The organism is Streptomyces fumanus, from assembly GCF_014655295.1.
In the GTDB taxonomy this organism is placed as follows: Bacteria; Actinomycetota; Actinomycetes; order Streptomycetales; family Streptomycetaceae; genus Streptomyces; species Streptomyces fumanus.
On the sequence record NZ_BNBI01000017.1, the window covers coordinates 98,697 to 115,507 of the forward strand.

At 77.2% G+C, this 16,811-nt stretch carries 1 protein-coding gene and 1 pseudogene; both read right to left on the reverse strand.

All coding sequences use genetic code 11. From position 1 onward, the window contains the following. Window positions 1–56: 56 nt before the first annotated feature. Complete coding sequence (locus tag IE316_RS30675; RefSeq protein ID WP_190207790.1) at window positions 57–10,070, reverse strand: type I polyketide synthase; 10,014 nt, start codon at window positions 10,068–10,070, stop codon at window positions 57–59. A gap of 41 nt (window positions 10,071–10,111) precedes the next feature. Further along, window positions 10,112–16,774 (reverse strand): annotated as a pseudogene (locus IE316_RS30680) (SDR family NAD(P)-dependent oxidoreductase); the annotation flags it as partial. Window positions 16,775–16,811 lie beyond the last annotated feature (37 nt).

The window sequence follows — 16,811 nt, forward strand, 5'->3', positions numbered from 1 at the left end:
CTCGACCGTCCTCGTGGGGTGGGCCTGTGCACGGCACGGGGGTCGGTTCGGGAGGCTCATGCCTGGTCACCTTTCGGGGCCTGCCCTGGGGCTTCGAGGTGGTCGTCGAGGAGGGCGAAGAGTTCCTCGTCGGAGGCGCTCTCGACACCGGTCGCGTCCGGTGGTGCGGTGTCGTCCCGCTCCAGGGCGGCGAGGCGTTCGAGGAAGCGCCGCATGCGCTGGGTGACGCGGGCCCGGGCCGCCGGGTCCTCGTCGGCCACGCGGGCGAACGCCGCCTCCAGGCCGTCGAGTTCGGCGAGGACGGGGGTGAGGACGGACGTGTCGCCGGTCAGGTCGGTGCGCAGCCGGGCGGCGAGTTCGGCGGGGGTGGGGAAGTCGAAGACGACGGTGGCGGGCAGGTCGACGCCGGCCGCGCGGCTGAGCCGGTCGCGCAGTTCCACGGCGGTCAGCGAGTCGAAGCCGAGGTCGCTGAACGCCTGGTCGGGCCGGACCTGTTCGGCGGAGGCGTGGCCGAGGACGGCGGCGACCTCGCCGCGCACCAGCTCCAGCAGCAGCGCCTCGCGTTCGGCGCCCGACGCCGCCGCCAGCCGTCCGGCGAGGGCCGGAGCGGGGGCGGGTTCGTTGGGGGCGGACCTGGCGGCGAGGGCCGCGGCGGCCTCGGGGAGGGTGGCGAGCAGGGGGCTGGGGCGCAGGGCGGTGAAGCGGGGGGCGAAGGTGTCCCAGTCGACGTCCGCGACGATCACGTCGGTGTCGCCCCGGCCCACCGCGCGGGCCAGGTCGGTGAGCGCGGTGCGCGGGTCCATGGCGAGCAGTCCGCGCCGGGTGAGCTGGTCGGCCTCGGCCGACTCGGCCATCCCGTCGCCGGCCCAGGGGCCCCAGGCGACGGACGTGGCGGCCAGGCCCCGGGCCCTGCGGCTCTGGGCGAGCGCGTCGAGGTGGGCGTTGGCCGCGGCGTAGACGGCCTGGGCGCCGCTGCCCCAGGCCGCGGCGATCGAGGAGAACAGGACGAACGCGTCGAGCGGGCGGTCGCCGAGCACCGCGTCGAGGTGGGACGCGCCCCGGGCCTTGCCCGCGCTGATCGCGTCGGTGTCGGCGGGGAGGGTGTCGGTGATCGGGGCGGACTGGGTGATGCCGGCGGCGTGCACGACGGCGCTCAGCGGCGGCCCGTCGGCGTCTATCCGGGCGATCAGGTTCTCCACGGCGGCGCGGTCGGCGGTGTCGCAGGTCTCGATCAGGACGTCGGTGCCGGCGGCGGTGAGTTCGGCCGCGAGGTCGGCGGCGCCCGGGGCCTGCGGGCCCCGGCGGCCGGCCAGGACCAGGCGGGCGGCTCCCGCCGCGGCGGCCCAGCGGGCGACATGGGCGCCGAGTCCGCCGGTGCCGCCGGTGATCAGGACGGTGCCGGTGGGCTGCCAGGCGGTGTCGCCGTCGGCGGCCGGGGCGTGGGTCAGACGCCGGACGTGGAGGCCGTCGGGGCGGATCGTGACCTGGTCCTCGGCGGGGTGGGCGAGGACGGCGGCGAGCTGGTCGAGGAGGTCGGCGGCGGGGGTGGCGTCCGTTCCCGCCAGGTCCACCAGGCCGCCCCACAGGCCGGGCAGTTCGAGGGCGGCGCTGCGGCCCAGACCCCAGATCTGGGCCTGCTGCGGCTGCGGGACCGGCTCCCCCTCCTCGCGGGCGACGGCGCCGGAGGTCACGCTCCAGAGCCTGCCGCCGGGCTGGACCTCGGTGAGCGCCTGGAGCAGCGCGAGGGTGGCCGTCAGGGCGGGCGCGGCCGGGGCGCCGGGGTCGTCCGGCTGGTCGGCGAGGACGGAGACGACGCCGTCCAGGGGGCCGAGTTCGCGCAGCCGGGCGGCGAGGGTGGCGCGGTCGCAGGCGCCGGGGCCGGCGAGCAGCAGGGGCGCCTGTGCGCCGTGGCGCTCCAGGGCCCGCGCGCAGGCCGCGGTGAGGGGGCTGCCGGGGTGGCCCACGACGGCCCAGGTGCCGTCGAGTCCGGCGTCGGAGAGGCCGGTCCAGGGGGTCCACTCGGCCCGGTAGCGCCGGTCGGCGGCGGGGCGGGGGGCGGCCAGGGGGCGCAGCCAGTAGCGCTCGCGCTGGAAGGGGTAGGTGGGCAGGTCGAGGTGGGCCCGGGGGGCGGTGAAGTACGCGGACCAGTCCACCTCGATGCCGTGCACGTGCAGCGCGCCCAGCGCGGCGGCGAGGGTGGCGGGTTCGGGGCGGTCGCGGCGCAGGGAGGGTACGGCGCGGATGCCGGCGGCCGGGTCGAGGCTGTGCCGTGCCATCGCGCTGAGGATGCCGTCGGGGCCGATCTCCAGCAGCAGGGGGGTGCCGCCCGCGGTGGCCAGGGCGGTGACGCCGTCGGCGAAGCGCACGGCGCCGCGCACCTGGCGTACCCAGTACTCCGGTTCCTCCAGTTCGCCCGGCGCGGCGGGAACTCCGCTCAGGTTGGAGACGACGGGGACGCGCGGGGTCGCGTACGACACGCTCTCCAGGACGGCGCGGAACTCCTCCAGCATGGGTTCCATCCGGGCCGAGTGGAAGGCGTGGCTGACGGTGAGCCTGCGCACGTCGCGGCGTTGCTTGGTGAAGCGGGCGGCCAGCGCCAGGACGGCGGTCTCCTCGCCGGAGACCACCACGGAGCCGGGCCCGTTGACGGCGGCGATCTCCACGCCGTCGACGCCGTCCAGGACGGCCCGTACCTCGTCCTCGGAGGCGCGTACGGACACCATCGCGCCGCCGGTGGGCAGCGCCTGCATCAGCCGGCCCCGGGCGGCGACGACGGCCGTCGCGTCCTCCAGGGACCACACGCCCGCCGCGTGCGCCGCGGCCAGCTCGCCGATGGAGTGGCCCAGCAGGATGCCGGGCCGGATACCGAAGGACTCCACGAGCCGCAGCAGGGCGACCTCGACGGCGAACAGTCCCGCCTGGGTGTACACGGTGTCGTCGAGGAGGCCCTCCGTGCCCGGCTCCCCCCACACCACGTCCCGCACTCCGTGGGCCACGTGTCCGGCGAGGTGCCGGTCCAGTGCGTCGGCCGCCGCGTCGAAGGTCTGCGCGAACACCGGGTGGGCGGCGTGCAGTTCGCGTCCCATGCCGACGCGTTGGCTGCCCTGGCCGCTGAACAGGAACGCCACCCGGGCGTCGGCGCGCACGGCGCCCGTCTGCACCTCGGGGCCGGGGGTGCCGTCGGCGAGCGAGGCCAGGGCGGTGAGGAGGTCGGCGTGGCCGGTGGCGGTGACGACGGCCCGGTGGTCGAACGCGGCGCGGGTGGTGGCGAGCGCCGCGGCGAGGCCGGCCGGGGCGGTGCCGGCGGCGGCGAGGTGGGCGTGCAGCCGGCGGGCCTGGTCGGCGAGGGCCTCGGGGGTCCGGGCGGAGAGCAGGTGGGGCAGGGCGCCGGAGGTGTCGTCCGGTGCGGTGACGGGTTCGGGCTCGGGGACGTGTTCCAGGACGGTGTGGGCGTTGGTGCCGCTGATGCCGAACGCCGAGACGGCGGCGCGGCGGGGGCGGCCGGTGTCCGGCCAGGGGCGGGCCTCGGTCAGCAGCTCGACCGTGCCGTCGGACCAGTCCACGTGCGGGGTGGGCGCGTCCACGTGCAGGGTCTTCGGCAGCACGCCGTGCCGCATCGCCAGCACCGTTTTGATCACCCCGGCGACGCCCGCGGCCGCGGTGGTGTGGCCGATGTTGGACTTGACGGCGCCGAGCAGCAGCGGGGCGTCCTCGGGCCGGTCGTGGCCGTAGGTGGCGATGAGGGCCTGGGCCTCGATGGGGTCGCCGAGGGCGGTGCCGGTGCCGTGCGCCTCGACGGCGTCGACGTCGCGGGCCTCAAGGCGGGCGTTGGCGAGGGCGGCGCGGATGACGCGCTGCTGGGAGGGGCCGTTGGGGGCGGTGAGGCCGTTGCTGGCGCCGTCCTGGTTGACGGCCGTGCCGCGGACGGTGGCGAGGACGCGGTGGCCGTTGCGGCGGGCGTCGCCGAGGCGTTCGACGAGGAGGAGGCCGATGCCCTCGGCCCAGCCGGTGCCGTCGGCGGCGGCGGCGAACGGCTTGCAGCGGCCGTCGGCCGACAGCACGCGCTGCCGGCTGAAGTCGACGAACAGGCCGGGGTTGGCCATGACGGTGACCCCGCCCGCCAGGGCCATCGCGCACTCGCCGTTGCGCAGGGCCTGCACGGCGAGGTGGAGGGCGACCAGGGAGGAGGAGCAGGCGGTGTCGACGGTGACGGCCGGCCCCTCCAGGCCGAAGGTGTAGGCGAGGCGGCCGGAGGCGACGCTCGCGGCGTTGCCGGTGCCGAGGTAGCCGCCGAGTTCGTCGGGCACCTCCATGCCGCTGAGGTAGCCGATGTTGGCGGCGCCGACGAACACGCCGGTGGCGGAGCCGCGCAGGGCGGCCGGGTCGAGGTTCGCGCGTTCGAACAGCTCCCAGGAGGTCTCCAGCAGCAGCCGCTGCTGGGGGTCCATGGCGAGGGCCTCGCGGGGGGAGATCCCGAAGAAGGCGGCGTCGAAGTCGGCCGCGTGCTCGATGAAGCCGCCCTCGCGGACGTAGCTGGTGCCGGGGTGGTCGGGGTCGGGGTGGTAGAGGTGCTCGACGTCCCAGCCCCGGTCGAGGGGGAAGCCGCTCAGCCCGTCGCGGCCGTCGGCGAGCATCCGCCACAGGTCCTCGGGGGACATGACGCCGCCGGCGAAGCGGCAGGCCATGGCGACGATCGCGATGGGTTCCTGGTCGGTGGCACCGCTCGTCGGCGCCGCGGCGGCGGGGGGCGTGTCCCGGGCGCCGAGGAGTTCGGTGCGCAGGTGGGCGGCGAGGGCGGTGGTGGTGGGGTGGTCGAAGACCAGGGTGGCCGGGAGGCGGCGGCCGGTGCGGGCGGCCAGCCGGTTGCGCAGGTCGACCGCGATGAGGGAGTCGAAGCCGAGGCTCTTGAAGGCCGTGTTGACGTCGACGGCGGCGGGGTCCTCGTGGCCGAGGACGGCGGCGACCTGGGAGCGGACGAGGTCGTTCAGCAGGCGCTGCTGCTCCTCGGCGTCCAGGGCGAGCAGGTCGCGGACGAAGGTGTCGGCGGCCCCGCCGGGCCCGCCGGTGCGGGCGGTGCGGCGCACGGGTCCGCGGACCTGGCGGCGCAGCAGTCCGGGCAGCACCCCGGCGTCGGCCTGGGCGCGCAGCGCGGCGGGGTCCAGGCGCAGCGGCACGGCGAGGGGTTCGTCGCGGGCGCAGGCCCGGTCGAACAGGTCGAGGGCGAGGCCGGTGGAGAGGGGGACGACCCCGGAGCGGGCCATGCGCCGCAGGTCGGCCTCGGCGAGGTTGCCGGTCATGCCGCTGGCCCGGTCCCAGAAGCCCCAGGCGAGCGACACGGCGGGCAGGCCCTGGGCGCGGCGGTGCTGGGCGAGGGCGTTGAGGAAGGCGTTGGCGGCGACGTAGTTGCCCTGCCCCGCGCTGCCGAGGACGCTCGCGGCGGAGGAGAACAGCACGAACGCGGTCAGGGGCCGGTCGCGGGTCAGTTCGTGCAGGTGGACGGCGGCGTCGGTCTTGGGCCGCAGGACGGCGGCGAGCCGCTCGGGGGTGAGCGAGTCGATCACGCCGTCGTCCAGGACACCCGCCGCGTGCACCACGGCGCCGAGCGGCCGGTCGGCGGGGATCGCGGCGAGCAGGCGGGCCAGCGCGTCGCGGTCGGCGGTGTCGCAGGCGGCGATCTCGGCCCGGGCCCCGTGCGCGGCGAGGTCGTCGAGCAGTTCGGCGCAGCCCGCGGCGTCGGGGCCGCTGCGGCTGGTGAGCAGCAGGTGCCGTACGCCGTGGCGGGCGGCGAGGTGGACGGCGACCAGCCGGCCGAGGGTGCCGGTGCCGCCGGTGATCAGCACGGTGCGGTCGGGGCCGAACGGCGCGCTCGCCGGGGCGGGCGCCTCGCGGTAGGGGTCGAGGCGGGGGGCGAGGAGGTCGCCGTCGCGCAGGGCGACGACCGGTTCGCCGCAGCCGGGGACGGCGGCCAGCGCCCGGGCCCGGGTGGCCGGGTCGGTCTCCGGGAGGTCGGCCAGGAGGAACTGGTCGGGGTACTCGGTCTGGGCGGAGCGCAGCAGCCCCCAGGCGGTGGCGGCCGGCAGGTCGGGGACGTCCTCGCCGGGGACGGCGGCCACCGCGCCGGCGGTCGTCACGATCAGCCGGGACGCGGCGAGGCGGGGCTCGGCGGTCCAGGCGCGCAGCACCTCCAGCAGGCCGGCGGCGGTGCGGTGGGCGGCCTCGGTGAGGAAGGCGCCGTCCGGTGCTCCCGGTACGGCGTGGACGACGGTGTCGGGGGCGGCGGCTCCGCCGTCCAGGGCCGCGATCAGCTCGGTGACGTCGGCGAAGGCGCGGACCTCGGCGTCCGTGGCGCGCAGGGCGTCCGCGTCGCCGTGCGGGTCGGCGCCGAGGACGGCCCAGTTGCCGGTGGCCGTGGAGTCGGCGGTGGCGGCGACGGACACCCAGTCCAGGCGGTACAGCGCGTCGGCGGAGCCGTCCGGGGCGGGCGCGGTGGGCGCGGGGGCGTCGCCGGTGATGAGGGTGTCGATCCGGGCGACCGGGCCGCCGTCGGGGTCGGTGAGCGCGAGGGCGTGGCGGAGCGTGCCGTCGGCGTGGGTGCGGGGGGTGAGGCGGGCGCGCAGGGTGGTGGCGCCGGACGCGTACAGGGTGATGCCGCCGAGGGCGGCGAGGGGCGCGGCGGGGGCGTCGTACCGGCGCAGCCGCAGGGCGGTGTCGAGGAGGGCGGGGTGCAGGCCGTAGCCGCCCGCTTCATCGGTGTGCTCCTCGGGGAGGGTGATCTCGGCGAGGAGGTCGTCCTCGTGCCGCCACAGCGCGCGCAGGCCCGGGAGGGCCGGTCCGGGGTCCCGCTCGTCGGGGTTCTCGAGGTCCAGGGGGTGGCTCCCGGGTGGCGGCCAGGTGCCCTCGTCGGCGGGCGGGGTGGGGCGGCCCGGGCGCAACAGGCCGTGGGCGTGCCGGGTCCAGGGGGCCTCGGGGCCGGCCGGGGCGGGGCGGGAGTAGAGGGCCAGGGTGCAACTGCCGTCCGGTGCGGGGGCGCCGACGGCGACCTGGAGGCGGACCGGGTCCGGGCCGAGGTCCAGGGGGGTGTCGAGGGTGAGGTCGTCGACGCGGTCGCAGCCCGCTTCGTCGGCGGCGCGGATGGCGAGTTCGGCGAGGGCGGCGGCGGACAGGCGGGCGGGGCCGTCCGGGGTCTGCGGGGCCGTCCAGGCCGGGGTACGGGCGCTGAGCAGGCCGGTGAGCAGCAGGCCGCCGCCGTCGGCGAGGGCGGCGGCGGCGCCGAGCAGCGGGTGCCCGACGGCGTGCAGGCCGAGCCCGGCGGCGTCCTGGGCGGTGTCCTGGTCCGCGGCCAGCCAGAAGCGGCGGCGCCGGAACGGGTAGGTGGGCAGGTCGACGGGGTGCGCCGGGGCACCGCGCCCGGCGAACAGGTGCCGCCAGTCGACGGTGAGTCCGTGGGTGTGGGCGGCGGCCAGGGCCTCGGCGAACCGGGCGGGGCCGCCCGCGCCGCGCCGCAGGGTGTCGAGGACGACCGCGGGCGCGTCGGCCGCCGCGACGGTGTCCTCCAGGGCGACGGTGAGCACGGGGTGGGCGCTGATCTCGACGAACGCGGTGTGGCCCGCGGCGAGCAGGGCGCGTACGGCGGTCTCGAAGCGGACCTGGCGGCGCAGGTTGTCGTACCAGTAGTCGGTGCCGCATCCGGCGGTGTCGAGCCGGGCGCCGGTGGTCGCGGAGTAGAACGGCACGGTGGACGTCGCCGGGGTGAGCCCGGCGAGTTCCTCGGTCAGCCGGTCGTGGACGGCCTCGACGTGCGTGGAGTGCGAGGCGTAGTCGACGGGGACCCGCCGGGCCCAGACGTCGTGGCCTTCGCAGACGGCGAGGAGTTCGTCGAGGGCGGCCTGGTCGCCGGCGACGGTAACCGAGTTCGGGCCGTTGACGGCGGCGATGGTCAGCTCCCCGTCCAGGGGGCCGATCAGGGCGTGGGCGCGGGCCTCGGGCAGGGCGACGGAAGCCATGCCGCCGGTGCCGGCCAGGTCGAGGAGGGCGCGGCTGCGCAGCGCCACCACTTTGGCGCCGTCGGCGAGGCCGAGGCCGCCCGCGACGCAGGCCGCCGCGATCTCGCCCTGCGAGTGGCCCACGACGGCGGCGGGGTGCACGCCGTGGCTGCGCCAGAGGGCGGCGAGGGAGACCATCACGGCCCACAGGACGGGCTGGACGACGTCGACGCGGTGCAGCCAGTCCTCGTCCGGGGAGCGCAGCACGGCGGCGGCGGACCAGTCGACGTGCCGGGCGAGGGCCCGGTCGCAGTCGGTGAACGCGGCGGTGAACTCCGGTGACCGGTCGAGGAGTTCGCGGGCCATGCCGGCCCACTGGGAGCCCTGTCCCGGGAAGACGAAGACGGGCCTGCGGTCCGCCACCGCGTCGGTGCCCTCGCCCTCGCCGCGGGCCAGGGCGCGCAGTTGTCCGGCGAATCCGTCCAGGTCCGGGGCGGTCAGCGCCGTGCGGTGGGTGAGGGCGGGCCGGGCGGTGGCCAGGGCGTGGGCGATGTCGTCGGGGGCCAGGTGGGGGTGTGCGGCGAGGAAGCCGGCGAGGCGGTCCGCCTGGGCGCGCAGTCCCGCGCCGTCGCGGGCCGACAGCAGCCAGGGCGCGGGCGGCAGACCGGGCACCGTGGCCTCGGGCCGCCGGTGTTCCTCGGTCTCGGGGGCCTGTTCGAGGACGAGGTGGGCGTTGGTGCCGCTGATGCCGAAGGAGGACACGGCGGCGCGGCGCAACTGCCCGGTGTCGGGCCAGGGCCGGGTCTCGGTGAGCAGGCGTACGGTGCCCGCCGACCAGTCGACGTGCGGGGTGGGCTCGTCGACGTGCAGGGTCTTGGGCAGGGTGGCGTGCCGCAGCGCCATCACCGTCTTGATCACCCCGGCCACACCGGCGGCGGCCTGGGTGTGGCCGAGGTTGGACTTCACGGCGCCGAGCAGCAGGGGCCGCTGGGGGTCGCGGTCCTGGCCGTAGGTGGCGATGAGGGCCTGCGCCTCGATGGGGTCGCCGAGGGAGGTGCCGGTGCCGTGCGCCTCGACCGCGTCGATGTCGTGCGTGGTGAGCCGGGCACCGGCCAGGGCCTGGCGGATCACCCGGCGCTGGGAGGGGCCGTTGGGGGTGGTCAGGCCGCTGCTGGCGCCGTCCTGGTTGACGGCGCTGCCCCGGATCACGGCGAGCACCCGGTCGCCGTCGCGCTGGGCGTCGCTCAGGCGGCGCAGCATGAGCAGGCCGGCGCCCTCGGACCAGCCGGTGCCGTCGGCGGCGGCGGCGAACGCCTTGCAGCGGCCGTCGGGCGCCATGCCGCGCTGGCGGCTGAACTCGGTGAACATGCCGGTGTTGGACATGACGGTGACGCCGCCCGCGAGCGCCCTGGTGCACTCGCCGCCGCGCAGCGACTGCAGGGCGAGGTGGATGGCGACCAGGGAGGACGAGCAGGCGGTGTCGACCGTGACGGCGGGGCCTTCGAGTCCGTAGACGAAGGCGAGGCGGCCGGAGAGGACGCTGATGATGGTGCCGGTGCCTAGGTAGCCGCCGACGCTCTCGGGCACCTCGCGGAAGCCGGTGCCGTAGCCGGAGGAGCCGGCGCCGACGAACACGCCGGTGGCGCTGCCGCGCAGGGTGGCCGGGTCGGTGCCGGCGCGCTCGAACAGCTCCCAGCCGACCTCCAGCAGGACCCGCTGCTGGGGGTCCATGGCGAGGGCCTCGCGGGGGCTGATGCCGAAGAACTCGGGGTCGAAGTCGGCGGCGCCGTCGAGGAAGCCGCCCTCGCGGGCGTAGCTCTTGCCGGGCGCGTCGGGGTCGGGGTCGTACACCCCTTCGAGGTCCCAGCCCCGGTTGCCGGGCAGCGGGCCGATGGCGTCGCCGCCCTCGGCGACCAGGCGCCAGAGGTCCTCGGGCGAGGCGATGCCGGCCGGGTAGCGGCAGGCCATGGCGACGATCGCGATCGGCTCCGTCTCCCGCTGCTCGGCGCGGCGCAGTTCGGCCCGCGTGTCGTGGAGTTCGGCGGCGACCCGCTTGAGGTAGCCGACGAGCTTCTCGTCCTCCGGCATCGTGGTGTCGGTCCTTCCTGGGGGCGGCGCGGCGGGGGCGCTCACGCGAGGCCGAGTTCGCGGTCGATGAAGTCGAGGACCTGGTCGGTGCTCGCCTCCTGGAGCTGCGCGGCGGCGGTCTCGCCGGGGTTGGCGGAGGGTTCCTGCGGCTCCTGCCCGGCGCGCCAGGCGGTGACGAGCCGGTCGATGCGGGTGCCGATCGCGGAGTGGTCGTAGGCGTCGGCGCGCAGCTTGGTGAGCCGCTCCTCCAGGCGGTCCAGGGCGTCGAGGAGGGCGGGGACCTCGGCCGCGGCGGCGTCGGGGACGAGTTCCTCGAAGAGGTGGCCGGCGAGGTCGGCCGGGGTGGGGTGGTCGAAGACCAGGGTGGCGGGCAGGCGCAGATCGGTGGCGGCGTCGAGCCGGTTGCGCAGCTCGACGGCGGTGAGCGAGTCGAAGCCCATCTCGGTGAAGCCCCGCAGCGGGTCGACGGCGTCCGGGCCGGCGAGGGCGAGGACGGTCGCGGCGTGGGTGCGCACCAGGTCGGTGAGCAGGTGCCGCTGCTCGTCCTCGGGCAGTGCGGACAGCCGGCGTACGAGGTCGTCGGCGGGCTGCTCCGAGGCGCTGGCGGCGGGCTGGGCGCTGCGCCGGCCGGGGGCGGGCGGCAGGCCGCGCAGGGCCGGCGGCGCGGCGGCGCCGGTGGTGGCGTCGACGCGTACGGGCATCAGGACGGGGTCGGGCAGGGCGGTGGCGGCGTCGAAGAGCGCCAGGCCCTCGGCCGCGGTCAGCGCCGACATGCCGGCGCGGGCGGCCTTGGCCCGGTCCACGGCCGCGCTGATCTCGCTGGCCTCCTCCCACAGCCCCCACGCCAGGGAGACGGCGGGCAGGCCGGCGGCGCGGCGGTGGTGGGCGAGGGCGTCGAGGTAGGTGTTGGCGGCCGCGTAGCCGCCCTGTCCCGCGCCGCCGAGGACGCCCGCCGCCGAGGAGTACAGGGCGAACAGGGCGAGGTCCGCGTCGGCGGTCAGCCGGTGCAGATGGGTCGCGCCGTCGGTCTTGGGGCGCAGGACGCGGCGCAGCCGGTCCGGGGTCAGGGAGGTGACGACGCCGTCCTCGACCACACCGGCCGCGTGCACGACGGCGGTCAGCGGGTGGGCGGCGGGGATGCCCGCGAGCAGGGCGGCGAGCCGGGCGCGGTCCGCGACGTCGCAGGCGGCGATCTCCACCCGGGCGGCGCCGAGCGCGGTCAGCTCCTCGCGCAACTGCCGGGCGCCGGGGGCGTCCTCGCCGGTGCGGCTGGTGAGCAGCAGGTGGCGGGCGCCGTACCGGGTCACCAGGTGCTGGGCGAGCAGGGCGCCGAGTGCTCCGGTGCCGCCGGTGATCAGGAAGGTGCCCTCGGGGTCGGGGGCGGCGGGCACGGTCAGCACGATCTTGCCGATGTGCTTGGCCTGGCTCATGTACCGGTAGGCGTGCGGGGCGTCGCGGATGTCCCAGGTGCGCACCGGCAGGCGCTTCAGGGCGCCGGACTCGATCAGTTCGACGATGTGGGTGAGGATGCGGCCGATGCGCTCGGGGTCGGCGTCGACGAACGGCTGGTAGGTGGTGCCGGGGTGGGCGGCGGCCGTGGCGGCGGGGTCGCGCAGGTCGGTCTTGCCGATCTCGATCAGCCGGCCCCCGGGGGCGAGCAGCCGCAGCGAGGCGTCGACGTACTCGCGGGCCAGGGAGTTGAGCACCACGTCCACGCCGCGTCCGCCGGTCGCCTCGGTGAAGGTCTCCTCGAAGGCGAGCGAGCGGGAGGTCGCCAGGTGCGCGTCGTCGACGCCCATCGCCCGCAGCGTGTCCCACTTGCCGGGGCTCGCGGTGCCGTAGACCTCCGCGCCGAAGTGCCGGGCCAGTTGGACGGCGGCCATGCCGACTCCGCCGGCCGCCGCGTGGACGAGCACCGATTCGCCGGGTTTGAGCCCGGCCAGGTCGAACAGGGCGCGGTAGGCGGTGAGGAAGGCGATCGGCACCCCCGCGGCCTCGGCGAAGGTCCAGCTCCGCGGGATGCGGACGACGGCCCGGTGGTCGACGACGGCGACCGGGCCGAGCGAGGCGGGCACCACGCCCATCACGCGGTCGCCGGGCCGCCACTCCCCCGCGTCCGTGCCGACCTCGGTGACCACGCCCGCGCCCTCGGTGCCCATGCCGCTCTGGCCGGGGACCATGCCGAGGCCCACCAGCACGTCGCGGAAGTTGAGCCCGGAGGCGCGCACCGCGACGCGGAGCTCGTGCGGGGCGAGCGGGCGGGCGGCGGGCGGGTAGGGCAGCGGCGCGAGCCGGTCGAGGTCGCCCGCCGAGGTGGTGTCGAGGAGCCAGGGCTCGTCGGGCAGGACCATGCCGGGCCCGGCGGGGACGATCTCCGGGGTGAGGACGGTGCCTTCGCGGACGGCGGTCTGTGGGGCGCCGGCGGCCAGCGCGGTCCCGATCGCGTCGGGCAGCGCGGCCAGGGACGCGGGGTCGGGGCCGAGGTCGACGAGGAGGAACCGCCCGGGGTGCTCGGCCTGTACGGAGCGCAGCAGGCCCCACACCGGGGCGTGGGCGAGGTCGGTGACGTCCTCGCCGGGGCGGGCGGCGACCGCGCCCGAGGTCACCACGGCCAGCGGGGCGTCGCGCCCCACCGCGAGCGACAGCCAGCCCTGCACGGTGTGCAGCATGCGGTCGACGGCCCGGTCGGCGGCGCTCGGCAGGGCGGCGGCGGTCACGGGGGCGAGGGGCAGGAGGACGACGGAGGGCACCGTCTGTTCTCCGGATGCTTCGGCCGCTTCGGCCGCTTCGGCCGCTTCGGCCGCTTCGGCCGCTTCGGCGAGGGAGGTGACGTCGGGGTACTCGCGGGCCGTGCGGCCGGCCCTCTCCAGCGCGTCGCACAGGCCGAAGGGGTCGGGGCCGATGACCGCCCACGAGGCGCGATCATCGTACGGCTGCTCGGCGGGGGTCCGCGGGGTCCAGCCGGGGCGCAGCAGGACGCCCTCGTCGCCCGGCCGGGCGGGCGGCGCGGCGGAGGCGGGGCGCATCACGAGTTCGGCGACCGACACCACCGGCTGTCCGGTGCCGTCGGTGGCGGTCAGTTCGACGGTGTCGGGGCCGGTGGCCGCCAGCTTGACGCGGAGCGCGGTGGCCGCGTCGGCGTGCACGGTGACGCCGCCGAAGGAGAACACCAGCCGGGCCTCTCCGGTGTCCTGGCCCAGTCCGGTGAGACCGCTGGCGTGCAGGGCGGCGTCGAACAGCGCGGGGTGCAGGAGGAAGTCGGAGGCGGCGGCGGTCTGCTCGTCGGGCAGCGCGATCTCCGCGTACACGGCGCCGTCGTGCAGCCAGGCGGCGCGCAGGCCCTGGAAGGCGGGTCCGTAGCCGAAGCCGCCGGCGGCGAGGTCGGTGTAGAAGTCGCTCACGTCGACGGGTTCGGCGCCGGGCGGCGGCCAGGCGGCGGGATCGGTGATCCCGGCGGGCTCGGCGGGCGCGTCGGGGGTGGGTGTGAGGGTGCCGCTCGCGTGCCGGGTCCAGGGGGTTTCCTCGGGGGTGTCGTCGGCCGGGCGGGCGTGGATCTCCACCCGGCGCCTGGCGCCGTCCTCGGCCGGGCCGACGGTGACCTGGAGGAGGACCGCCGCGTCGGCGGGCACCGGCAGGGGGGCTTCCAGCATGAGTTCGGCCAGGTGCGGGCAGCCCGCCCGGTCGCCGGCCTGGACGGCCAGTTCCACGAACGCGGTGCCCGGCAGCAGGGCGACGCCCCGCACGGCGTGGTCGGTCAGCCAGGGGTGGGTGGTGGCGGACAGCCGTCCGGTGAGCACCAGGCGTCCGTCGCCCGCGAGGCTCAGCGCGGCGCCGAGCAGCGGGTGCCCGGTGGGGGCGAGGCCCAGTCCGGCCGCGTCGGGCGCGGTGCGGCCGGCGTCGAGCCAGTAGCGCTTGCGCTGGAAGGCGTAGGTGGGCAGGGGGACACGGCGGGCGCCGGCGAAGAACCGCTCGCCGTCGATCCGGGCGCCGCCGAGGTGCAGGGCGCCCAGGGCGCGGACGGCGGTGTCCGTCTCGGGTTCGGCGCCGCGCAGGGCGGGCACGCACCCGGGGGCCGGGCGGACGCCGGCCAGGCAGTCCTGGGCGAGCGCGGTGAGCACCCCGTCGGGGCCCAGCTCGACCAGGGTGGTGGCGCCCGCGTCGGCGAGGGCCGCGACGCCGTCGGCGAACCGGACCGTTCCGCGCAGTTGGCGGGTCCAGTGGTCGGCGCTCGCCAGTTCGTCGTCGGTGGCGGGACGGCCGGTGACGTTGGAGATCACCGGGATCCGGGCGGGCGCGGCCGGGACGCCGGCCGCGATCTCGCGGAAGCGGTCGAGCATCCCGTCCATGTGGGCGCTGTGGAAGGCGTGGCTGGTGCGCAGGCGCTTGGTCCGGCGGCCCTGTGCGGCGAAGTGCTCGGCGAGCGCCCGTACGGTCCCGGGGTCGCCGGAGACCACCACGGCCGAGGGCCCGTTGACCGAGGCGAGGTCGGCGCCGGTGCCGTGGTCGGCGAGCGCGGCGCGGATCTCCTCCTCGCTGGCGGCGATGGCGATCATCTCGCCCCCGGCGGGCAGGCTCTCCATCAGGGTGGCGCGGGCCGCGACGAGGCGTGCCGCGTCGGGCAGGGACCACACCCCGGCGAGGTGCGCGGCGCTGAGTTCGCCGAGGGAGTGACCGAGCAGCAGGTCGGGGCGTACCCCCCATGACTCGTACAGCCGGAAGAGGGCGACCTGGAGGGCGAACAGGCCGGTCTGGGCGTAGACGGTCCGTCCGAGCAGGCCGGCGGTGGCGGGGTCGTCGGGGGTGAGGACGACCTCGGCGAGCGGGCGTTCGACGTGGGCGGCGAGGTGGGTGTCGAGGGCCGCGGCGGTCTCGTCGAAGGCGTCGGCGAAGGCGGGGTAGGCGGCGTGCAGGTGGCGGCCCATGCCCGGGCGCTGGCTGCCCTGCCCGGTGAACAGGAACGCCGTGCGGCCGCCGGGGCGGGCCCTGCCGTGTGCGGTGTGCGGGGTGTCCTCGCCGCGGGCGAGGGCGTCGAGGCCCGCGAGGAACTCCTCGGGGTCGCCGCCGACGACGACGGCGCGGGCGTCGAGGGCGGCGCGGGCGGTGGCCAGGGTGTAGCCGACGTCGGCGGGGCGCAGGTCCGGCCGCTCGCGCAGGTGGGCGGCGAGCCGGGCGGCCTGGGCGCGCAGGGCGTCCTCGGTGCGGGCGCCCAGGACCCAGGGGAGGGCGCGGCGGGGCCCGGCGGTCCCGGGGGCGGCGTCCTGGGCCGGGGCGGCCTCGGCGGTGGCGTCCTGGGCCGGGTCCGCCCCGGGCGCGGCGGCGTCGGTGTCCTGGGGGGCGGCCGGGGGTTCCTCGATGATCACGTGGGCGTTGGTGCCGCTCACGCCGAACGAGGAGACGCCGGCGCGGCGCGGGCGGCCGTTCCGGGGCCAGGGGGCGGGGTCGGTGAGGAGTTCGACGCCGCCCGACGACCAGTCGACGTGCGGGGTGGGCGCGTCCACGTGGAGGGTGCGGGGCAGCAGTTCGTGCCGCATGGCCTCGATCATCTTGATCACGCCGGCGACGCCGGCCGCCGCGCCGGTGTGGCCGATGTTGGACTTGACGGCGCCGAGCCGCAGCGGCTGCCCGGCGGGACGTTCCCGGCCGTAGGTGGCCAGCAGGGCCTGGGCCTCGATGGGGTCGCCGAGTGTCGTCCCGGTGCCGTGCGCCTCGACGGCGTCGACGTCCTCGGGGGTGAGCCGGGCGGAGTCGAGGGCCTGGCGGATCACCCGCTCCTGCGCCTTGTCGTTGGGCGCGGTGAGCCCGTTGCTGGCGCCGTCCTGGTTGACGGCGCTGCCGCGGATCACGGCGAGCACGGGGTGTCCGAGCCTGCGGGCGTCGCTGAGCCGCTCCAGCAGCAGGACGCCCGCGCCCTCGGCCCAGCCGGTGCCGTCGGCCGCCGCGGCGAACGCCTTGCAGCGACCGTCGGGGGCGAGGCCGCGCTGCCGGCTGAACTCGATGAAGATGCCCGGCGTCACCATCACGGTCACACCGGCGGCGAGCGCCATCGCGCACTCGCCCTGCCGCAGCGCCTGGGCGGCGAGGTGGATGGCGACGAGCGAGGAGGAGCAGGCGGTGTCGAGGGTGACGGCCGGCCCCTCCAGGCCGAGGGTGTAGGCGATCCGGCCGGAGGCGACGCTCGTCATGCTGCCGGTGCCGAGGTAGCCCTCGACGCCGTCCGGGACGCTGGTGAGCCGCTCGGCGTAGCCCGAGGAGACGACTCCGGCGAACACCCCGGTCCGGCTGCCGCGCAGCGAGGACGGGTCGACGCCCGCGTTCTCGAACGCCTCCCAGGCCGTCTCCAGCAGCAGCCGCTGCTGCGGGTCCATGGCGAGGGCCTCGCGCGCGTTGATGCCGAAGAGTTCGGCGTCGAAGTCGGCGGCGCCGTCCAGGAACCCGCCACGCCGTACGTAGCTGCGGCCGGGCCGGTCGGGGTCCGGGTCGTACAGGCCGTCCAGGTCCCAGCCGCGGTCGGCGGGGAAGTCGCCGAGCGCGTCGGTGCCGTCGGCGACGAGCCGCCACAGGTCGTCCGAGGTGCGGACGCCGCCGGGGTAGCGGCAGGCCGTGGCGACCACCGCGACCGGCTCGGTGGCGGCTGCTTCCATCTCGCGCAGCCGCTGCCGGGTCCGGCCCAGGTCGGCCGTGGCCCTCTTGAGGTAGTCGAGGAGTTTGTCTTCGTTGGTCGACACGCGAGCCCTCTTTCGC

Bases quoted from the DNA above. Each gene is read 5' to 3' on its own strand.
- IE316_RS30675 (WP_190207790.1), bottom strand. From the start codon at position 10,070: ATGCCGGAGGACGAGAAGCTCGTCGGCTACCTCAAGCGGGTCGCCGCC.